Here is a 20,401-nt window from a genome sequence, read left to right as displayed (position 1 = left end):
TCAAAACCCTAACTTTAAGGAAGCTCGGCTCAGAGCTTCTCGGAGCTCGGTGACAACGGCGTCCGCGAAACCGAGGAAATTGATGGTCGTCGAGTCCGGAGCAAGGTGATAGCGGATCACGGCGCGATACAGCTGCTCGGTGCCCTCCGTGCTTGGTGACCCACCGTCGTAGACCCGCGTGAGGAGTACCGCGGGGGAGGGGGTACGTCGCAACGCTCTCCGTCCGGTCTTGTTGTGGTAACGGAGTAACGCCAACTCGGCGGTCCTGGTTGGCTCGGGCTCGTCGAGAGCGACGGCGGTCGCCGCGGTGAACGGACCGATCGTGGTGTCGTCGGGAGTCAGCGAAACCTCTTCGTCGACGACGACGATCCCTGCTGAGTGGAGCGCGTTGCGGATGGCTTTGCGGACGACGTCTTCGGTCCGGGAGCCCTCCCGGTGGAATGTGGAGACGTTGCCAGCGACAAAGGCTTGTTCGTCGATCGGCTGCGCTCGGGCGAGCAGTCCCTTCCAGTGATCGAGGCCGTCCGTAGCCACGGCTTCGCCGGCCGCTTCGATGGCTTCGAGTGCCGGGACGAGCGCTGCTCCGCCGGACGCGGACTGCCGGAGTGCCTCCGCCAGCCGGTGCAGCGACGCCCGGTCGACGGTTCCCGCATGGACGGCCAGCACTGCAGTCGTGTGTGTGTACGCGAGCGCGGCCGGGCGGCCGGCGGAGATATCGATGAGCTCAACGGCGGCCGATCTGAGGTTGCTCTCGGCAACCAACTTTACCGTCGGGGGTTCGACCGTCTCCGGAGGCAGGAGATAGGTGAACCAGAGCCGCCGGCTGGTCGCGTCCACCGAGAGGCGAAGTGCGTCCGTGGTGGCGACGAGTGAGCGGAAGGCCGCGCCGACCGATTCGCTCGTCGACTCCGCGGACAGGTTGATGAGCTCGGTGAAGACGTACTCGTCGGGTGCGGGGGCCGCTTCGCGGAGGCGCTCGAGGGCAGCGGGCGTCGGAACCAGCACCGGCTCGGCCGGCCCGGCATCGTGCGTCAACAGCGCGGCGAGGGCGCCGATGGTGCGCTGCGCGAACACATCGGACAGTTTGAAGATCAGATCGCGCTCACGGGCGAAGGCAACGATTCGGGCCGCGGAGATACTGTCGCCGCCCAGGCGGAAGAAGTCGTCGTCGACGCTGAGCTCGGTGTCGAGGTGGAGTACCTCGCGGAAGACGGTGGCGAGCGTGAGCTCGGTGTCGGTTTCGGGCGGCCGGCCGTCGGTCGCGCCGGCCGCCAGGTTCGGTTGTGGCAACGCGCGGCGATCCAGTTTCCCGTTGACGGTAACGGGGAATCGGTCCAGCTGGGTGAACGTCGTGGGGATCATGTAGTCCGGCAGCGACTGGGCGAGATGCTCGCGCAGCGCGGCGTCCTCGGCATCCGTGATGACGTAGGCCGCGAGGTACTTGCCGCCGGCCGGGTTGTCGAGCGCGACGACGGCCGCCCCCGTGACCGCGGGATGCTGTTCGAGGACCGCGCTGATCTCGCCGAGCTCGATCCGGTTTCCGCGGATCTTCACCTGGTCGTCGCCGCGGCCGAGGTACTCCAGCTGTCCCCGGGCGTTCCACTGCACCACGTCGCCGGTGCGATACAACCGCGCGCCGTCGTCGGCAGCGACGAATCGGCCCGCGGTCAGGCCTGCGCGAGCGACGTACCCGTCCGCGAGCTGGACTCCACCCAGGTAGAGCTCACCCGCCACACCGACCGGCACCGGACGCAGCCAGGCGTCGAGAACGCAGGTCGTCGTGTTCGCCACCGGACCGCCGATCGGCACGCTGACCGCATCGACCCCAAGCACCGGGTGAGCGGTCACATCGACGGCTGCCTCAGTCGGTCCGTAGAGGTTGTGCACCTCCGCGTTCTCGAACAGCGCAACGGCACTGGCCGCGGGCGACACCGGCAATGCCTCGCCGGAGCAGAACACACGCCGTACCGAAGCCACTGAGGACTTGTCCGGGTTCGAGGTGAGGAAGGCTTGCAACATTGATGGTACGAAGTGGGTGACGGTCACGGCGTGCCGGTCGATGGCCCCGAGCAGGTACTGCGGATCCTTGTGTCCGCCGTCTTTCGCTACGACTACTACGGCGCCGGTGATCAGTGGCAGGAAGAACTCCCACACCGACACGTCGAACGTGAACGGGGTCTTCAGCAGCACGCGATCCGACGTACCGATCTGGTAGTCGTCCCGCATCCACCACAGGCGGTTGACGATGGCTTGGTGGTTGATCTGGACGCCTTTGGGGCGTCCGGTGGTGCCGGAGGTGAAGATCACGTACGCCGCATCCGTCGGAAGCAGCGGACGCGAGGGCTGCGGTGGGTCGACCGGGCCGGCCTCGAAGTGCTGCCGCACGAATTCGTCGTCGATCACCACCCGGGGTGTGGCGTCCGCGAGGATGTGCTTGACGCGCTCGGCGGGATAGTCGGGGTCGATCGGTACGTACGCCGCCCCGGCACGGATGACCCCGGTCAAAGCGACCACCAGATCGGCGGAGCGCGGCAGGGCGACCGCGACCCGATCCCCAACCTGCACGCCCTTCTCGACAAGGAGGTGGGCGAGAGCGTTGACCCGGGCATCGAACTGGCTGTACTTGAGTTCGGTGCCGTCGTCGGCGACGACCGCGACGGCGTCCGGGCTCGCCGCGGCTTGCCGTCGTACCAACTCGTCAAGAGTCGTTTCGGGAACCTCGATCGGCTCACCACGCGACCAGGCGTCCAGTTGCCGCATCTCCGGTGTGGGCAACAGGCCCAGATCGCCGACCCGCGCGTTCGGATCGGCGGCGATAGCCGCCAGCGCCGACTTGAGGACGGCGACGAACCGCTCCGCGGTGGTGTCGTCGAACAGGTCGGTAGCGTAAGCGAGTCTTCCGCTCAGCTCGGTGTGCGAATCGAAGATGTCGAGGTCGAGATCGGTCTTGACCGCGCCCACCGAGACGGGAGTTGACGTCGTCTCGACACCATCGAGGCGCAGGCTGTTCGCACGGCGGCTACCCACGACGCGGTGGGTGAGCATGGTCTGGAAGAGGGGGTTGCGGCCAACGGATCGACCGGTGCCCAGCGCGCGGATGATCTCCTCGAAGGGCGCGGCCTGATGCTCGAATCCGCCGAGTACCGATCGTCTGGTGTTCTGCAGAACGTCGGCGATCGAGTCGCCGGCGTGGAACCGATGGCGGATCGGCAGCGTGTTCACGAAGTATCCGACCAGCTCTTCCAGACCGTCCTCGGTGCGTCCGCCGACCGGTGAGCCGATCACCACGTCCGTACCGGCGCCCAGCGCCGAGACGGTCAACGCGGTCGCGGCCTGCAACGTCATGAACATGCTCACGCCCTGCGCATCGGCAACCTGACGCAGGCCGGTCACCACCTCTGGATCGATGCTGAATCGCAGATCCGCACCGCGGTGGGTCGGCGCGACCGGTCGGGGCCGGTCCGGCGTGATCGTGGACTCCTCCGGCGCATCGGCGAGGACGTCACGCCAATAGGCGAGATGGTCGAAAAGTGGTGACCGCGCATCCGAGGCTGCGCCCAGGACATCGCGTTGCCAGATCGCGTAGTCCGCGTACTGCGCCGGTAGCGGCGTCCAGCCCGGCTCCTGCCCCGCGGTCCGCGCTTGATAAGCAGTCGACAGATCGCCCAGCAGCGACGGGAACGACCATTCGTCCACCGCGTGGTGATGGACCGCGACAACGAACACCCAGTCGTTGTCGCCTGCGCGGAACAGCGCGACCCGGATCGGGAGGTCGACCGCCAGATCGAACCCGGCCCGCACCACCGCGTCCACCCGTGTGTCCACGCTCGTGACGTCGTCCTCGAGGAGCAACGAGAGCCGCTCGGCCGCTTCGTTCGCCGGTACGACGACTTGACTCAGCATGCCGTCGTTCTCCACCAGGAGTGTGCGAAGTGCCTCGTGCCGAGACACCACGTCCCGGACCGCGGTGGCCAGGACGTCAGGATCCAGCTCGCCGCGCAAACGCAGGACCACCGGTACGACGTACCGCCCACCCGGCGTACCCAGTTGGTCGATCAGCCAGAGTGCTTGTTGTCCGTAGGAGACAGGGAGGACGGCTGGGCGGGGTAGTTCGCCGATTCGCGTCGAGGACGTTCCGCTGCTGGTGTCGGCGATGCGGGCGAGTTCGCTGATGCGTGGGTGGTCGAAGACGTCGCGCAGGGTGAGTGTGGTGCTGAGGAGTGCGTTGGCGCGGGCGACGACTCGGGCGGCGAGTAGTGAGTGTCCGCCGAGGCGGAAGAAGTCGGTGTCGATACCGAGTTCGGTGTCGAGGTTGAGTACGTCGCGGAAGATGCCGGCGAGGGTGATCTCGGTGTGGGTCCTTGGTGCCCGGCCGTTGGTTGTGTCTGCGGTGAGATCTGGGTGCGGGAGGGCGTTGCGGTCCAGTTTCCCGTTGGGGGTAACGGGGAATCGGTCCAGGTGGGTGTAGGTGGTGGGCACCATGTAGTCCGGGAGCGAGCGTGCGAGGTGCTCGCGCAGTTCGTCGAACGACACGGTGTCGCCGGTGGTGTAGGCGGCGAGGTATTTGCCGCCGGCGGGGTGGTCCAGGGCGATGATTGCCGCACCCGACACTGCTGGGTGTTGTTCGAGGGCTGCGCGGATTTCGGCGGGTTCGATGCGGTTTCCGCGGATTTTGATCTGGTCGTCGCTGCGGCCGAGGTACTCCAGCTGTCCTTGGGTGTTCCAGCGTACGAGGTCGCCGGTGCGGTAGAGCCGGGTGCCGTCTTCACCGGCTACGAATCGGTTGGCGGTGAGGGCTGGGTTGGTGATGTATCCGTCGGCGAGTTGGACTCCGCCGAGGTAGAGCTCGCCGGTTGCTCCTGCTGGTACTGGGTGCAGCCAGTTGTCGAGGACGTGCGCTGTGGTGTTGGCGACCGGGGCGCCGATCGCAAGGTGTCCGGTGGTGGCGTCGCCGGTGACTTCGGTGGAGCCGTAGAAGTTGTGGAGTTCTGCTTGTGGTGCAGCGATTTGCAGGGCGTCTGCGCTGGCTTGCGTGAGTGGTTCGCCGGAGGAGATCCAGTGCCGGAGGGTGGCCAACGCTGTGGGTGCGTCGTCGTGCCGGACGAGGATGTCGGCGAGGCTGGGTACGGTCAGCAGGTGGGTGACGCGGTGCCGGGCGATGGTGTCGAGGAGTGCTGCTGGGTCTTGGGCGGTTTCGGTCGGTACGACGACGATTCGGGTGCCGGCGATCAGCGGCCCGAACAACTCGGTCACGGCATCGACGAAACCGACACCGCTCTTCGACAACGCCACATCGTCCGGCCGGTAGTCCAGCAGACGTTGGCCCCACGCGAGGCGGTTCACGAGTGCGCGGTGGGCGACGGCGACGCCTTTCGGATTACCCGTTGTTCCTGAGGTGAAGATGACGACCGCGGCGTCGAGGTCGTTCAGCGGCCGGGCCAGAACGGGAGCGGTTCGCTCGCCCTTGGCCAGGCGTTCCTGCACTTCGGTGACGTACTGCTCTGTGATCACGACGGCGGGTGCGGCGATGTCGAGGATGTAGTGGATGCGTTCTGTGGGGTATGCCGGATCGATCGGCACATAGGCCGCTCCCGCGCGCAGTACGCCGGCCAGCGCTACTACCAGGTCGACCGAACGCGGCATGGTGATTGCGACGCGGTCTCCGACCCGCACACCGTCCTCGACCAGGCGGTGGGCGAACGCGTTGACCCGTTCGTCGAACTGGCGGTAGGTAAGTTCGGTGCCATCAGCAACAATAGCGACTGCGTCCGGGGTCGCTGCTGCCTGTCGGCGTACTAGTTCGTCGACGGTGGCGCCGGAAACCTCGAGTGCTTCGCCGTGTGTCCAGGTTGGGTCTGGGGTTTTGGTGTCGGGTGTGAGTCTGGTGCTTGCTTGGTGCAGGGTCTGGGTGGGGGAGTCGTTGAGGACGGCGGTGAGGAAGCGGCCGAGTCGGTTGGCGTGCACGACCGGATCGCCGGCGGCGGATCCGCTGGAGAGGTCGAGCTGGATGCCGGTGTCGCGGGTGCGGTGGATGACGAGGTCGAGTGAACCGACCGGGCCACTGCTGACTCTCTCGGTGATCACGCCGGTGTCGCCTAGGCGCGGTGTTGACTCGAAGAGTTTGATGTTGATCGTCGGCAGCGCGAGGTAGGACGCTTGGCCGCCGGGCCAGGAGCGGGCGATCTGGTGGTCTTCGGCAGTTGTGTGCTGCCGGGCGGTCTTCAATTGGCCGGCGACGGTTTCGAGGACGTGCTCGATTGTGTGGTGCGGGCTGATGGCGGTGGCGATCGGGATCGCTCTGGAGATCGCGCTGGGTGTTTTGAGTGCTTCGCGGTCGTCGCGCATCATCAGCGGGACTCGGACCGCGATGAAGTCACGTCCGTCGGCTAGGGCGGTGTAGATGCCCCACAAGGTGATCAGGGTGTCGGTCCAGGAGACTCGCGCGGCGCGGGCGAACTGCTGGATTTTGGGGTAGAGGTCGTCGGGGATCGGGACGGGAACTGGTCGGCTGGAGGTGGCGAAGAGTTCGGCGATGTCTTCCGCGTTCTCGTGGCCGTTGGTCTCGATGTCGAGGACGCTGTTCCAGTAGGCGATGTCTGCGGCTGTGTCGGGCCGCTCGGTGTCCAGGATGTTCTTCAAGTCGCCGAACCAGCGGTCTGGGACGGGTTCGCCGGCTTGGGTCGCGGTGTAGATCTCGGCGACGCGGCGGATGAACAGGAAGATGCTGTAGCCGTCGACGAGCAGGATGCTGGTGACCAGGATCCAGGCCCAGGTCCCGTCCGCGCGGCGGACCAGCGTCGAGCTTGTCACCGGTTCCCCGGCGGCGGCCGTCTCGGTGAGTTGTTCGCGGGCCAGGGTCCGGACCTGGTCGTCGTCCTGGCCGGTGTCGATGATCTCGGTCGGGAGTGTCGTGGTGGTGTCGACGTATTGGAACGGGTCGCCGTCGTTGTCGCCGAACCGGGCGCGGAGTGTGTCGGTTTCGGCGAAGGCTGTGCTGATCGAGGATGCGAGCAGGGCGGGGTCGATCGGGCCGTTCAGCCAGATCAGCCGGCCTGCGCAGAACACTGAGGATTCTGGAGTGAGGCTTCGCGCTACCCAGTTGCCTCGCTGGCTCGCGGTCAGTTGCAGACGATCAAAAGCCGTCAACGGAAGCACACCCACCCTTCTTGAAGTGCGCCGGGCGTTCGCGGCCCAGCGGTACGACGGACGGCGTACCGGCGACTGGGTCGGGCACGACGAGGCAGCGGAGTCCGAAGACCTCGTGCACGAGGTCGGCGGTCACGATCTCGGCCGGCTTGCCTTCGGCGACGATGTGGCCGTCCTTCATCGCAATCAGGTGGGTGCCGTAGCGGGCAGCCTGATTGAGATCGTGCAGTACGGCGACCAGGGTGTGGCCGACGTGATGCAGGTCGGTGAACAGCTCCATCAGCTCGATCTGATGGGTGATGTCGAGGAACGTGGTCGGCTCGTCGAGCAGCATGATGCTGGTGTGCTGTGCGAGCGCCATGGCCACCCACACCCGCTGGCGCTGACCACCCGACAGCTCGTCGACCAGACGGCCGGAGAGGTCGGTGACTGCGGTTTGCTCCATCGCCCGCAGGACGGCCTGCTCGTCGGCCTCGGTCCACTGCCGGGCGAACCCCTGATGCGGATACCGTCCCCGCGCGACCAGATCGGCCACGGTGATGCCATCGGGGGCGATCGAGCTCTGCGGCAGCAGTCCGACCCGCCGGGCCACCTCCTTGGTCTTGAAGGAGTTGATGTCGGCGCCATCGAGAACGACCTGTCCGGCCGACGGCTTCAGCAGCCGGGACAGGCCGCGGAGCAGGGTGGACTTGCCGCACGCGTTCGGACCCACGATCACTGTGAACGACTCGTCGGGGATCGCCACCGACAGTTCCCGGGAGATGATGCGTTTGTCGTAGCCGATCGTCGCCGACTCGACGTGGAGCCGTGAGCCACTGGACGTAGATGCGTCTTCCGCCGCCGCAAGCCCGTTGTCGATATGGGTGGTCACAGGCGTCTCCTGGCTTCGGTGATCAGCAGCCAGCCGAGGTAGCCGCCGCCGAGAATGACGGTGATGATGCCGACCGGCAACGGGGTTGGGGCGACGTGCTGGGCGATGTAGTCCGCGGCCAGACAGAGCAGCGCGCCGACCAAGGCGGCGGGAGCGAGGGTGATCCCTGCGCTCCGGGTGAGCCGGCGTCCGATCTGCGGCGCGACCAGCGAGATGAACGCGATCGGGCCCGACGCGGCGGTGACCGTTGCCGTCAACGCCACCCCCAGCACGATCAGCCCGAGCCGAACTGCTGAGACCCACACGCCCTGGGCTGCGGCCGCGTCGTCCCCCAGTTCCAGTTGCCGCATCGGCCGGCTCGACATCGCTGCCAGGACAAGCAGTACGGCGATGAAGGCGCCACCGACTGCGACCTGCGGCCAGGAGACGCCGTTGAGTGACCCGGCACCCCAGGTCGCGGCAGCCATCGCCTGATCCAGATCGGCTTTGAGGATCAGCCAGGTGTTGAGCGACCCGAGCATCGCCGAGATGCCGATGCCCACGATGATCAAGCGGAACCCTTGGACGCCGCGCCGATAGGCGAGCAGGTACACGGCGACGGCCGTAGCGACACCGCCGATCAGCGCACCGCCGACGAGCTGCCAGTAGGTGCCGTTGACAACGAGGATCACGATCAGCGCACCGGTGTAGGAGCCCTGGGAGAACCCGATGATGCCGGGGTCGGCGAGCGGGTTGCGCAGTGTCGACTGGAAGACAGCGCCGCTTACCCCCAGCGCAGCGCCGAACACCAGCGCCGCTGCGACGCGGGGGAGCCGCCACTCGACCACGATGTCGCGGACGAGCCCGCTCGTCCGACCAGTCAGCGCGGAGACGACCTCTCCTGGACTGAGCTGGAACGAGCCGGTCATCAGCGCGAGCACCGCCATACCGGCGACTGCCAGCGCGAGGACCGAGCAGATGACGACCGAGCGCCAATCGAACCGGGCTGCGAACCGGCGGCGCCGCAGCACCAGCACCCGCCGCCCGAAGTCCACACGTGTGCTCATAGCCCGCTTGCTTTCTTGTGCCGCACCAGCGCGATGAGCACGGGGGCGCCGACGAAGGCGGTGACGATGCCGACGGGGATCTCGCCGGGCCGCATCACGACCCGCCCGAGAATGTCGGAGGCCAGCAGCAGACTCGGCGCCAGCAGCACGCTGTAGGCGAAGATCCAGCGCTGGTTCGGGCCGACGATCCAGCGCGCGACGTGCGGGACCATCAGTCCGACGAAGCCGATGGGGCCGGCGATCGCGGTGGCGCCGCCGGCGAGAAGTGTCAGTGCGATGATCGCCAGGACCCGGGTGCGTACCAGTTGGACGCCTTGAGCCACGGCCAGCTCGTCACCGAGGGCCATCGCGTTGAGCGGACCGGACACCGCGAAGGCCAACAGGAGCCCGACCCCGAAGAACGGCAGGATCGGCCAGACCAGGTCGAGCGGGCGGTCAACGATCGAACCGGCGTTCCAGGAACGCATCGCGTCGAAGGCGTCCGGATTGGTCAGCTCGAGTGCCGAACCGGCGCCACCGAGGACCGCGCCGACGCAGACCCCGGCGAGAACCATCATCACCGGCGATTGGCCGCGTCGGGTCGACCCGAGAGCGAGCACCATCAACGTGACGATCAACGCTCCGCCGAAGGCGAACCACAGGTAGCCCTGAATGTTGCGGATGCCGAGCAGTCCCACGGCGACAGTCACCGCGAAGGAGGCGCCGGCGTTCACGCCGAGGATGCCCGGATCGGCCAGCGGGTTGCGGGTCAGCGCCTGGATCAACGCTCCCGCGACGCCAAGCGCCGTACCGACGACCAGACCGACGACCGTGCGCGGTAGCCGGAAGTCGCGGATCGCGAACTGATCGATGTCGTCCGTTGGATGGAACAAGGCCTTCCACACCACGGCGGGTGAGATGGCCGTCGACCCGATCAGCACGCTCGCCACCAGCAACGCCAGCAGCACGATGAGCGCGATGACCAGGCCGATCAGCCGACGCCGCGATCCGGACACCGTGACGGTGCCCGGATCGCTGGGTCGACGCAGGGTGAGAGCAGTCACTTCTTGGCGGGGAGCGTTGCCAGCGCCTTGTCGAGCGAGTCCAGGTACCGCAGAACGGCGCCGTACGAGTTGTTGCCGGGGCAGAAGACGCCGAGCGCGTGACCCGACGTCACGAGCGGCAGTGCCTTCCAGGTGTTGGTGTCGACCACCGGCGCGAAGACCTCGGTCGGCTTGCCCTCGGCGTCGGCGGGGTAGGTGATCACGCCGTACTGGGACAGCTTGGTGAGCTGCTCGAACGGCAGGGACGTGTAGGCCAGTGGGTCCTTGCCGGCGGGCGCCTTGGGGAAGTTGAAGCCGATGTCGTCCTGGGCGATCTCGACGCAGCCGATGTCCCCGATGACGTACGTCCCGGGATCGGAATTGGAGTAGCGATCGAGGTTGACGAACTTGGTGGTCTTGATGAGCTCCGCGTAGGTCTGCTTCATCGTGGCGACCTTGCTCTCGTACTCCGCCTTCTGCCGGGTGAGCGAGTCCTTCACGTTACCGGCGTCCGCGAGCTGTTCGGCGAGCGCCTTCCACTCGGTGTCGAGTCCCCAGAAGACGGTCGGGGCGATCGACGTGAGTTGCTTCTCCATCTTCTTGAACTCGGCATCGGGGATCTGGACCAGGATGAGGTCCGGCTTGAGGGCGGCGACCTTCTCGAGGTCCACCTCGCCGCCGACGCTCGTGGCCTTCTTGTACGTCTCCTGCTGGTCGGCCGGCAACAAGCTGATTTCGGAGGGGGCCGCGCCGCTGACGCCCACCGGCGCGCCACCCATGTCGATGAACGGCAGGTCCGTGTTGCCGATCGTGACGACCCGCTTCGGGGCGGCCGGGACCTTGATGGGGCCGTTGCCGGCCGTGACGGTGCGGGTCTCGGCGGCGGTGTCGCCGGGCTTGGCGCCGGCGGTGTCCTCGCCGCCGCCGCAGGCCGTGAGGACGAGCGAGACGCTCAGGATCGCGGCGGTCAGGGCCGCGCCGCGCCGTCGCAGGGGTGTCGTGGTCATGGCTGTGCTCTTTCTTTCAGCTGCAGGGAGACTAGGCCGCGCTCCATCGACGCTCGGACCCTCGCGTCATATTAGGTAACCCTTACCTTAAAAGCCAGCCGTGTTCCGTCACATCTTCTGCAGGTAGAGATCCCGCAGCAGGCAGATCTCGGCGTCGAGCCGGCTCAACGCCTCCCGCGCCGTACCGGCGTACGGATAGGTCGACTCGGTGACAGGTGTGCGGCCGAGGCCGCCCGTCGATGCGAAGACGACGCTCAGGTGTGCCATCCGCCAGGCGATGGTCGCGCTGGAAGCGAAACCGCTAGAGCGCCAGGCTGACCTGTAGGCCGAGGTGGTCGGTCAGGTAGTCGGGGCCGCCCGGCATCGGCAGTTGCTCGGTGAAGGTGAGCTGCGCGGCCTCGATGGTGATCGACGGATCGGACAGCAGTAGGAAGTCGATGCAGTGCGCTGTCTGGTTGGAGTGCAGGTACGACGCGTGGAAGGTCGGCGGACAGTCGGCCCCGAACGCATCGACCAGACCGGTGTCGCGGATGAAGTCGCCGTACAGGCTGCTGTCCCGCGCGATGTTGAAGTCACCGGACAGGATCACTGGTACGTCGATGCTCGCGACCGTTCGGCCGAGTGCTGCGAGCTGCCCTTGGTGCAGGCGGTAGTAGCGGTTTGTCTCGGACCAGTCGCCGTCGAAATTGGCCAGTAGGTGAGTGTTGGCGACGGTGACACCCGGGAGGCTTGTCAGCAGTACCCCCTTCAGCGACGCCTTCAGCCGGGACAGCCGGGGGAGGCCAGCCGCATCCGCCGCGACGGGCATCGGGAAACGCCGGTAGCCGGTCCGGGCGATCGGCGTACGCGACAGCGTCAGCAGTCCGCCCGCCGGGCCGGCCGCCGACCTCCGGTAGCTGGCGAACCGGTACGACGGCATCGCCCGCACCAGTTGGCGGAGGTGGTAGTACGTCAGAACCTCCTGGAAGTTCACCACGTCAACGTCGGACGCTTCGAACACCGCACCGATCGCGGCGTACCGCTCGCCGAGCCGCGAACCGCGCAGCGGCATCCCCCGCGTGTTGAGTGAAGCAACGATCATCAGATCGTCAGCTACTTGACAGCGAGCTCGCCCAGTTCGGACCAGTCGTCCTGTGGCACCTTGAAGTTGACGATGCGCGGCGTTTCGACCAGGTGCGGCGGGAGGTGGTGCTGGGCGGTTTTGAAGTGGTCGGAGGTGACGTGGGCGGTGGCGGCTTCGTCGTCGGCGAAGGCTTCGACCAGGACGTACTCGTTGTCGTCGTCGAGGGAGCGGGACCAGTCGTACCAGAGGCAGCCGGGCTCGGCGCGGGTGGCTGCGGTGAAGTCGGCGGTGATGGCGGGCCAGTCCTCGGCGTGCTCGGGCTTCACGCGGAACTTCGCGGTGATGAAGATCATGGACCGACGTTAGCGCAGGGTGAATCCGGTGCCGAGGGGGTCGTGCGGGTCGAGGGTGAAGGTGGAGGTGCCGGTGCGGTGGGCGGTGCCGGAGACCTCGGTGAGGACGCCAGCGGGGGTTTCGGACAGCACGCGGCCGCGGAACGTCGTACCGACGATGGATTCGTGCAGCAGGGCAGTGCCGGGCGGTAGCAGGCCGTCGGCGTGCAGGAGGGCGAGGCGGGCGGAGGTGCCGGAGCCGCAGGGCGAGCGGTCGACCTGGCCGTCGGCGAAGACGGCTACGTTGCGCTGGTGCAGTGGTCCGAGGTCGTCGTACAGGATCGTGCCGTAGAGGCCGTTCAGGCGCGGGTCGGTCGGGTGGACTGCCGCGTCGTTCAGGTCCCACTTGATCTGGCGGCCGATTTTGATCAGCTCGGTGTAGCAGTCCGGTGTGACGGTCAGACCGACTGACGACGCGGGTACTGAGGCATAGAAGGCGCCCCCGAAGCTGATGTCCGCGACCACACCCGCCACCGGCACAGAACGAGCCAGTACGAACGAGGCGACGTTCTGGAACGCCACACCGACCACTCTGCCGCCGGCACACGTCACCTGCGCCGTCACTCGCCCAGACGGTACGTCGATGACCACCTCGGTCTCGCCATCCGGTGCAGCGGGGACCAGGCCGCTCTCGACTGCCCAGACACCCAAGGCGATCGTGCCGTGCCCACATGCGGTCGAGTAGCCGTCCTTGTGCCAGAACAGCACCCCGAAATGAGCACCTGCGTCATCCGGCGGTACGACGAAGCACCCGTACATGTCCGCGTGCCCACGCGGCTCATTCACCAGCAACAGCCGTACGGCGTCGATCTCCGGAGTGGACTGTGCTGTCAGCCGACGCTCCGCCACAGTGGGGCCAGGAACCACCGGACCGCCAGCAGTGACGATACGGAACGGCTCTCCAGCGGTGTGATAGTCAACAACGCTCACAGGCTCCACACGGGCAGCCTATGCGGCATGGCGGGCGGCGAGCAGTGCGCACCGCAGCTTGGTCTTGTCGGGGTAACCGGCGGCGTGGCCGATCTCGTAGACGTCGTGACTGCGCATGTTCACCATCGCTGCGACGTACCAGACCGGGTTTCCCTCGGCCAGCATGGTGATGATCATGGTGGTGGTGGCGTTCATCCTGACCCTCTCCTCTGGTTGCTCTTACTGGTACGTCGGATCAGCACCCCGGAATTTGACACCTCCACTCGACTAATTTGAAACAGTGATCGACACCGCCGACCCGTACGCCGCCTACGCCGCACTCCGCACCGCCGGACCGGTGCACCGCATCGCCGGCCCGGACGGCAGCCCGTCCTGGCTCGTCACCCGGTACGACGACGTCCGCCGCGCGCTCGCGGATCCGCGTCTGTCCGTGGACAAGCGCAACGCGCTCCCCGGCAACTACCGCGGTCTGAGCCTCCCGCCGGCGCTGGACGCCAACCTGCTCAACATGGACCCGCCTGACCACACCCGGATCCGCACACTGGTCACCAAGGCGTTCACAGCCGGCCGGATCGAGGCACTGCGCGGCCCGATCCGTCGTACGGCGGATGTCCTGCTGGAACCGATCACTGCGCGCGGTGCGGCCGACCTGGTCCCGGAGTACGCCGCACCGCTGCCGATCACGGTCATCTGCGACCTGCTCGGCGTACCGGTCGAAGCGCGGCCCGACTTCCGGTCCTGGACCGACACCATGCTGACGCCGCCCGGACCGGACGAGGCACGCGCCGCAATCGGCGCCATGCTCCGCTTCTTCGCCGGACTGATCGAGGCGAAGCGGTCGGCGCCGGCCGACGACCTGATCAGTGACCTGATCGCAGCACGCGACCAGGAGGACCAGTTGAGCGACGACGAGCTCACGTCGCTGGTCTTCCTCATCCTGTTCGCCGGCTACGAGAACGTGGTGCATCTGATCGGCAACACCACTCTGGCGTTGCTGGACGACCGCAGCCGCTGGGAGCGCGTGCGCGCGGATCGCTCACTGCTCCCGGCTGCGATCGAGGAGGTGATGCGGTACGACGGCCCTGCGCCGCTCGCCATCCGCCGCTTCCCGCTAGAGGACCTCGAGATCGGCGGTGTGGTGATCCCGGCAGGGGAGACCGTGCTGCTGGGACTCGCTTCGGCGAACCGGGACGCCGACCGCTTCCCGGACGCGGACCGGTTCGACCTCGACCGGGCGGCCGGTGGACAGCTCGCACTGGGCCACGGCATCCACTACTGCCTCGGCGCACCACTCGCTCGGGTGGAGGTGGCGATAGCGATCGACGCGCTACTCGACCACGCACCGGGTCTCACCCTCGCCGTACCGCAGTCGGAGCTGCGGTGGCGGGACACCATCCGCACCCGCGGTCTGACCGGACTGCCTGTAAAGGTTGGGTAGGACTTGTGAAGGTTGGGTAAAACGAAGCGCCCCGGTCGATGACCGGGGCGCTTGTCCGTGTGGGTCCCGGGGGGAGTGGGACCTCCACACGTTGGGGGGGACTTGGACATTAACAATTTGGCGGGGTCATGTCCGAACCATTTCGCTGCTTCTCGAAAAGCTGTCCGCTGAGCGGTGCGTTTCGTGCGCTCAACGGCGAGTCCGCTTCCGGTACAGCGAAGTCGCGAGCACGACCGAGAACAGGAGTAGACCACAGCACCAGAGGAGTGCGCGGATGCCGTTGTTTCCAACCGGTGCGCCGGTCAGAAAACCCCGTACCGTTTCGATCACCGGAGTGATCGGCTGGTGCGTACTGACCGGCCGCAACCACGCCGGCATCGTCTCCGGCGGTACGAACGCGCTACTGAGGTAGGGCAGGAACAGCATGAAGAAACTCAACGTGCTGGCCGACTCCACCGACCGCGCGATCACACCGAGTCCAGCAGCCAGCCATGACAGCGCAACGACGTACAGAAGCAGCAGTCCGATCGCAGCGAGCCAGTCGCCGACGCCGGCGTTCGGCCGGAAGCCCATGGCGAGTGCAGCCAGTACGACGATCGCGGTCGCCGTCGCATTGCGCGCCACGCTCGCTGCGACGTGGCCGGTGAGCACTGCGACGCTGCGGATCGGCAGTGAGCGCAGACGGTCGATCATGCCGGTGTTCATGTCGTCCGCGACGGCCATGGCAGTGGACGCGGCGCCGTACCCGGTGGTGAGCAGCAGGATGCCCGGGACGACGTAGTTCACGTACTGCGTGCCGGTGCTGATGGCACCGCCGAACACGTACACGAACAGCGCCATCATCAGTAGCGGAAGCAGGATCGCTGCGAACAGCGTGTCCACGTTGCGGCGGGCTAGTCGCACACTGCGGTCGATCATGGTCGCCGTGTCCGACAGTGCGGCGGCAACACTCTGGTGTGACATGTGCAGCTCCTAGGCGGTCAGTGCGAGGAAGACGTCGTCGAGAGTGGGGCGGTGCGCAGACACGCGCTCCGGCTGGAGACCGTTGTCGCGCAGCAGGTCCAGCAGCTGGTGCAGGTGCTTCGCCGTACCGTCGGACGGAACGCTCAGCACGTCACCGGCGTGCACGGCTCCCAGTACGGCGGTCGCCTTCAGCAGCTCCGGTTCGGTGGCGAACCGCAGCTCGACTCGCTCACCGCCGATCCGCGCCTTGAGGGCATCGGCAGTACCGGCGGCCACGATCCGGCCGTGGTCCAGCAGCACGATCCGGTCGGCCAGCCGGTCCGCCTCCTCGAGGTACTGGGTGGTGAGCAGGATCGTGGTCCCGTCCCGGACCAGCTCGCCGATCGCCTCCCACATCGTCGAGCGGCTGCCCGGGTCGAGCCCGGTGGTCGGCTCGTCGAGGAAGATCACCCGCGGCCGCCCGACCAGGCTCATCGCGAGATCGAGTCGCCGCCGCATACCACCGGAGTACGTCTTCACCCGCCGGTCCATCGCGTCGGTCAGCCCGAACTGCTCGAGCAGCTCGCCGGTACGACGGTGTGCGCCGGCCCGGCCGAGATGCATCAGCCGGCCGACCATCACCAGGTTCTCCCGGCCGGTCTGGTTCTCGTCGACCGCGGCGTACTGGCCGGTCAGACTGATCACGCTGCGCACCGCGGCCGCCTGCCGGACGACGTCGTACCCGGCGATGGTCGCGCGGCCGCCGTCCGGGCGGATCAGTGTGCTCAGCATCCGCACGACGGTGGTCTTGCCGGCGCCGTTGGGGCCGAGCAGGGCGAGCACGGAACCTTCCGGCACCCCCAGGTCGATCCCGCTCAGCACCTCGGTCCCGCCGTACGACTTCCGGATCCCGGTGGCCTCGACGATCATGATCCCCTCCTTACTGCGTATGGACTACGCTAAATAGCGTAGCAGGTACGCAGTGGTGTCGCGCAAGCCCTAGACTGAGGTCGTGGACGAACTGCCGCCCGACGTGGCCCTGATGTGGAGACTGCGGGAGACGCCGCGGCGCGGGCCGAAGCCGACGCTGAGCCTCGACGACATCGTCCGGGCCGCGATCGAGATTGCCGACGAGGAGAACGACCTGGCCGCCGTCTCGATGGCACGGGTCGCCGAGCGGCTCGGCAACTCGACGATGGCGCTCTACCGGCACGTGAAGAGCAAGGACGAGCTGCTCATACTGATGTCGGACGCGGCGCTCGAGCGCCCCGAGCCGCTACCGGCCGATGTCGATTGGCGGACCGGGCTGACGTTCTGGGCCGACGGCGTGATGACCGCGGTCCGCAAGCACAGCTGGTACGCGAAGCTGCCGATCTCCGGGCCGCCGGCCGGACCGAACAACCTCGCCTGGTTCGACGCCGCGCTCGGAGCGCTGGCCGGCACCGGGCTGCCAGAGGAGGCCAAGGTCGGCATCGCGATGGGCTTGATCACGTACGTCCAGGGCGAGATGCGGATGGCGATGGACCTGGCGGCAGGGTTCGCCGACAACCCGGACGTCTTCCGCCAGTACGGCGCGACGCTGGCTCGGGTGATCGATCCGAAGCAGATGCCTGCGCTGGCGCGGGTGCTGGATGCTGGTGTCTTCGACGAGGTGGGGGACTTCGAGCAGGAGAGTGACCAGGACTTCGACTTCGGTCTGCAGCTCTACCTGGATGGTGTTGCCGCCTTCATCGAACGGGTTGGCTGAGTTCCACGATCGCGTCGGCGGACTTGGCGGTCGCGGCGATCAGCTGGGCGTTGCGTTCGTCGCTGCCGAAGGTGCGTTCGTGGGCCTCCGCCTGAGTGCGGCCGAACTGCATGTGCCGGGCCTCGAGCCGCTGATGCCGCAGTTCCTCGGGCACCTCGACGTACCAGCACTGATCGAGCACTGTGCGGATGGTTGCCCACGGCATCTGGTCGAGCAGTAGGTAGTTGCCCTCGGTCACGACCAGGCTGACCTCCGGTGCAACTCCGATGCTGGCGGCAATTGAATCCTCAAGCCCGCGGTCGAATCGCGGCGCCCAGATCTGCTCGGTGGGTGCCTCTTTCAACCTTTTGAGCAAGGCAACAAAACCGTACCCGTCGAAGGTGTGTGGTGCGCCCTTCACCGCTGCCAGGCCGAGCTCGTCAAGCACGGCCTGCGCCAGGTGGTACCCGTCCATCGGTACCAACGCGACCCCGTGGCCCGCCTTGGTCAGGCGCTCCGCGAGCTGCTCCGCGAACGTCGACTTCCCGGCCGCAGGCGCCCCACAGATCCCGAGGATCCGCCGTTCACCACTGGTCGCCAGCTCAACCGCAAGGTCGAACGCGGCCTCCGAATCAAGTGTGCGCACCCGCCGATCCTAGAGCGGCCTGCCCCGCCACCGCCCGCTTTGCGCACGACGCGGACCGCCACCACTGATCAACTCGTCTACCCGCGGTGGATCCACGCTCAGCGGAGGCGCGGGTGACGGCGTCCGGGGATGTTAGTCAGTGGCTGGCGTCCGCATCCGCGTTCGGCCGAGGTCGCTCTCGTGTTGCTGATGAACCAGTCGGCGAGCGATTGAGCCGCTGCCTTCCAACTGGAGGGTGTGCGGGGCCTCGGGTAGACGGTGGCCGAGCGTGGTCACGGTGTCGAGGCAGCGGGCCTGACCGAGAATCGCCCAGCCGGTGCGGTTCTCCGGACTGAGGTCGAGGTCCTCGGCCAGCAACAGTTCCGGCCCCATCCACGCGCGAGTCTGGGTATGCAACGTGCCGCCGATTTCGCCGTACCGGCCAAGGACGAGCGACTCCCGGATCTCGGCCGTGCACCCCGGCTCCAGGCGCACGGTCGTGGATCGGGTGACGTCGGCCTCCGCGGCGACCACGAACGGTTCGCCGTACCACTGCAGGCTCGCGCCGTCGATCAGCTCGATCTCCACGTCCCATCGCGCCGACGAACCGCGCATCGCGTACGCGACCGTCCCGGCCGTCTCGACGATCTCGAGCCGGATCGGTCCCGACACCACGACCTCGATCCGCACCTGATCCCCGGCAAGCAGCAGCGCACCGGCCGCCACCAGAGCGACCCGTACGACGCCGGGCGGTCCGGGGAGCCGCCGCGGTGACAGGTGATCCGTGATCAGCACACAGCGGTCGCGAACCGGGTCGGCGACGACCTCAATGCGAGTGGGCATGGGTATGCGAGATCAGTACGCCGTTCTCGTCGACGTGTGAATGCGGTGCCATCGGACCGGGGTCGATCGGTGTGTGACCGCCGTCCCGGACGATCTTGGTCATCGCCAGCACCCATTCCTTCAGACCCGCAACGGATTCCGGGTCGTGCCGGGACAACGCGAGTACTGGCTTACCGTTGCGGGCGGCCTCGGCGTCCTTGACCATCTGCGGTACGTCGACGCCGACGTACTGGGCGAGGTCGGTCTTGTTGACCACCAGCAGATCTGCCCGCGCGATGCCCGGTCCACCCTTGCGCGCGACGTCACCACCGCCGGCCACATCGAGCACGAAGATCTGCGCGTCGACGAGTGCGGGGGAGAAGGTCGCGGTCAGATTGTCGCCGCCGGATTCGACCAGTACGACGTCCAGGGGTGCGAAGTCGCGTTCGAGATCCTCGACGGCGATCAGGTTCGGCGTGACATCGTCGCGGATCGCGGTGTGCGGGCAGGCGCCGGTCTCGACGGCCCGGATCCGCTCCGGGTCGAGCACACCGGCCGAGCGGAGCAGGCGCGCGTCCTCGTCGGTGTAGATGTCGTTGGTGATCACGCCGAGGCGGAGTTCGTCGGCGAGTTCGCGGCAGACCGTGGCGATCAGCGAACTCTTCCCCGTACCGACCGGGCCGGCGACGCCGAGCCGGAACGAGCGAGTCCTGGTGGTCTCAGGCTGTGTCGTGTCAGGCATGGAACAACCTCATTCTCTCGATGGCGTGCTGCTCGGCGAACTGATCGATCAGTGGTGCGCCGCCGGCGGGAATCTTCTCGATGTCGGTCAGCGGCGCGACGTCGTCGACGAGCCGTTCGATGTCGTCATGCAACGCGGCCAGCCAGGTGACCGCACCGGCCGGATCAACCGGCAGCAACTTCAGCGACGCGGCGACCACGGTCTGCGCATCGTCGTACGCCACGAGTCGTGCCACCTGCTCGGCCGACAACCCGGTCACCGCCCCGATCACGCCGATCACGATCGGCCGCGCGATCTCGCCGTCCCGTGGCAAGTACCGCAGCGTGTCGGGCCAAACCCGCTCGGCCAGCCGCAGATATGCCCGCCCCTGCCGCCGCGACGCGGCCCGCAACGCCCGGCTCGGCGTCCGCGCACCCCACGCCGACTCAAGCTGCCCGAACCTGGGGGCCATCACAATTGCGGTTTGCTCGCTCTCTCCCGCCTGAGCCGGCCCGAGTTCGCCAATTGTGATGGCCTGGGGGTCCGGGTGCGCGAGGTGCCGGGCGAGTACGGCGACGGCGGCCTCGATCCGGGTGACAGTCCGCAGCCGGTCCCGTGCGTACGCGCCCACGTCCCCCAACTGCTTGCCC

The 20,401-nt window shown here is 67.3% G+C and carries 18 protein-coding genes; 2 read left to right on the top strand and 16 right to left on the bottom strand.

Translation table 11 applies throughout. From position 1 onward, the window contains the following. The 10 genes from E1261_RS05765 to E1261_RS45135 all read right to left on the bottom strand — a co-directional run bounded on the left by E1261_RS05765 (position 1) and on the right by E1261_RS45135 (position 13,672). Entirely contained in the window at positions 1-7,155 is a 7,155-nt protein-coding gene (locus tag E1261_RS05765; RefSeq protein WP_165952388.1) for a non-ribosomal peptide synthetase, read from the bottom strand. Then, positions 7,133-8,017, bottom strand: a complete 885-nt coding sequence (locus tag E1261_RS05760; RefSeq protein ID WP_420813956.1) for an ABC transporter ATP-binding protein — start codon at positions 8,015-8,017, stop codon at positions 7,133-7,135. The genes E1261_RS05765 and E1261_RS05760 overlap by 23 nt, the downstream gene beginning before the upstream one ends. Continuing rightward, positions 8,014-9,063, bottom strand: a complete 1,050-nt coding sequence (locus E1261_RS05755; RefSeq protein WP_132402969.1) for a FecCD family ABC transporter permease — start codon at positions 9,061-9,063, stop codon at positions 8,014-8,016. The genes E1261_RS05760 and E1261_RS05755 overlap by 4 nt, the downstream gene beginning before the upstream one ends. Next, positions 9,060-10,106, bottom strand: coding sequence for a FecCD family ABC transporter permease (locus E1261_RS05750; protein WP_165952387.1), 1,047 nt, complete (start codon positions 10,104-10,106; stop codon positions 9,060-9,062). Before E1261_RS05750 ends, E1261_RS05755 begins: the two co-directional genes overlap by 4 nt. Next, on the bottom strand, positions 10,103-11,092 hold the full coding sequence (locus E1261_RS05745; protein ID WP_132402966.1) for an ABC transporter substrate-binding protein: 990 nt from the start codon (positions 11,090-11,092) through the stop codon (positions 10,103-10,105). The genes E1261_RS05750 and E1261_RS05745 overlap by 4 nt, the downstream gene beginning before the upstream one ends. A gap of 108 nt (positions 11,093-11,200) precedes the next feature. Continuing rightward, positions 11,201-11,359, bottom strand: a complete 159-nt coding sequence (locus E1261_RS45140) for a hypothetical protein (RefSeq protein ID WP_165952386.1) — start codon at positions 11,357-11,359, stop codon at positions 11,201-11,203. A 34-nt stretch (positions 11,360-11,393) separates the two neighbouring features. Further along, positions 11,394-12,173 carry an endonuclease/exonuclease/phosphatase family protein gene (locus E1261_RS05740; RefSeq protein ID WP_132402964.1) on the bottom strand — a complete coding sequence of 260 codons (780 nt, stop codon included), beginning with the start codon at positions 12,171-12,173 and terminating at the stop codon, positions 11,394-11,396. Between the two features lie 11 nt (positions 12,174-12,184). Then, a complete protein-coding gene (locus tag E1261_RS05735) occupies positions 12,185-12,508 on the bottom strand; it encodes a putative quinol monooxygenase (RefSeq protein ID WP_132402961.1) in 324 nt (107 codons plus the stop codon). A gap of 9 nt (positions 12,509-12,517) precedes the next feature. Then, complete coding sequence (locus E1261_RS05730) at positions 12,518-13,486, bottom strand: proline racemase family protein (protein WP_132402958.1); 969 nt, start codon at positions 13,484-13,486, stop codon at positions 12,518-12,520. Between the two features lie 9 nt (positions 13,487-13,495). Then, positions 13,496-13,672 carry a hypothetical protein gene (locus E1261_RS45135; protein ID WP_165952385.1) on the bottom strand — a complete coding sequence of 59 codons (177 nt, stop codon included), beginning with the start codon at positions 13,670-13,672 and terminating at the stop codon, positions 13,496-13,498. 85 nt (positions 13,673-13,757) lie between these two features. Here E1261_RS45135 and E1261_RS05725 point away from each other — a divergent pair, with 85 nt between their 5' ends. Continuing rightward, positions 13,758-14,915, top strand: a complete 1,158-nt coding sequence (locus E1261_RS05725) for a cytochrome P450 family protein (protein WP_132402956.1) — start codon at positions 13,758-13,760, stop codon at positions 14,913-14,915. A 189-nt stretch (positions 14,916-15,104) separates the two neighbouring features. Here the strand turns inward: E1261_RS05725 and E1261_RS05720 are convergent, their stop codons facing one another. Together E1261_RS05720 and E1261_RS05715 are read right to left on the bottom strand one after the other, a co-directional pair. Then, complete coding sequence (locus E1261_RS05720) at positions 15,105-15,878, bottom strand: ABC transporter permease (protein ID WP_132402953.1); 774 nt, start codon at positions 15,876-15,878, stop codon at positions 15,105-15,107. A gap of 9 nt (positions 15,879-15,887) precedes the next feature. After that, positions 15,888-16,787: an ATP-binding cassette domain-containing protein gene (locus E1261_RS05715; protein ID WP_132402950.1), complete on the bottom strand. Its 900-nt coding sequence runs from the start codon at positions 16,785-16,787 to the stop codon at positions 15,888-15,890. Positions 16,788-16,869: 82 nt separating this feature from the next. On the opposite strand from E1261_RS05715, the gene E1261_RS05710 reads away from it, so the two are divergent. Next, positions 16,870-17,604: a TetR/AcrR family transcriptional regulator gene (locus tag E1261_RS05710; RefSeq protein WP_238176023.1), complete on the top strand. Its 735-nt coding sequence runs from the start codon at positions 16,870-16,872 to the stop codon at positions 17,602-17,604. On the opposite strand, the gene E1261_RS05705 is transcribed toward E1261_RS05710, so the two are convergent. The 4 genes from E1261_RS05705 to E1261_RS05690 form a co-directional block, all read right to left on the bottom strand. Beyond that, entirely contained in the window at positions 17,585-18,229 is a 645-nt protein-coding gene (locus E1261_RS05705) for a nucleoside/nucleotide kinase family protein (protein WP_132402947.1), read from the bottom strand. The two genes, E1261_RS05710 and E1261_RS05705, sit on opposite strands and share 20 nt — an antisense overlap. A 132-nt stretch (positions 18,230-18,361) precedes the next feature. Continuing rightward, the gene (locus tag E1261_RS05700; RefSeq protein WP_132402944.1) at positions 18,362-19,051 is read right to left on the bottom strand and encodes an urease accessory protein UreD; all 690 of its coding nucleotides are present in this window, start codon (positions 19,049-19,051) and stop codon (positions 18,362-18,364) included. After that, entirely contained in the window at positions 19,035-19,772 is a 738-nt protein-coding gene (ureG, locus tag E1261_RS05695; protein ID WP_132402941.1) for an urease accessory protein UreG, read from the bottom strand. The genes E1261_RS05700 and ureG overlap by 17 nt, the downstream gene beginning before the upstream one ends. Then, positions 19,765-20,401 (bottom strand): urease accessory protein UreF (locus E1261_RS05690; RefSeq protein WP_202874330.1); only part of this gene is annotated, 637 nt, incomplete at its 5' end. The genes E1261_RS05690 and ureG, both read right to left, overlap by 8 nt.

Source organism: Kribbella albertanoniae (assembly GCF_004348455.1).
GTDB lineage: Bacteria > Actinomycetota > Actinomycetes > Propionibacteriales > Kribbellaceae > Kribbella > Kribbella albertanoniae.
Note: the sequence above shows the minus strand (reverse complement) of the source record. Positions and strands in the feature narration are given on the sequence as shown.

Excerpts from the sequence above, each read along its gene's own strand:
- E1261_RS05755 (WP_132402969.1), bottom strand. The coding sequence starts at position 9,063 with ATGAGCACACGTGTGGACTTCGGGCGGCGGGTGCTGGTGCTGCGGCGC.
- E1261_RS05745 (WP_132402966.1), bottom strand. The coding sequence starts at position 11,092 with ATGACCACGACACCCCTGCGACGGCGCGGCGCGGCCCTGACCGCCGCG.
- E1261_RS45140 (WP_165952386.1), bottom strand. The coding sequence starts at position 11,359 with ATGGCACACCTGAGCGTCGTCTTCGCATCGACGGGCGGCCTCGGCCGC.
- E1261_RS05740 (WP_132402964.1), bottom strand. The coding sequence starts at position 12,173 with ATGATCGTTGCTTCACTCAACACGCGGGGGATGCCGCTGCGCGGTTCG.
- E1261_RS05735 (WP_132402961.1), bottom strand. The coding sequence starts at position 12,508 with ATGATCTTCATCACCGCGAAGTTCCGCGTGAAGCCCGAGCACGCCGAG.
- E1261_RS45135 (WP_165952385.1), bottom strand. The coding sequence starts at position 13,672 with ATGAACGCCACCACCACCATGATCATCACCATGCTGGCCGAGGGAAAC.
- E1261_RS05720 (WP_132402953.1), bottom strand. The coding sequence starts at position 15,878 with ATGTCACACCAGAGTGTTGCCGCCGCACTGTCGGACACGGCGACCATG.
- E1261_RS05715 (WP_132402950.1), bottom strand. The coding sequence starts at position 16,787 with ATGATCGTCGAGGCCACCGGGATCCGGAAGTCGTACGGCGGGACCGAG.
- E1261_RS05700 (WP_132402944.1), bottom strand. The coding sequence starts at position 19,051 with ATGCCCACTCGCATTGAGGTCGTCGCCGACCCGGTTCGCGACCGCTGT.
- ureG (WP_132402941.1), bottom strand. The coding sequence starts at position 19,772 with ATGCCTGACACGACACAGCCTGAGACCACCAGGACTCGCTCGTTCCGG.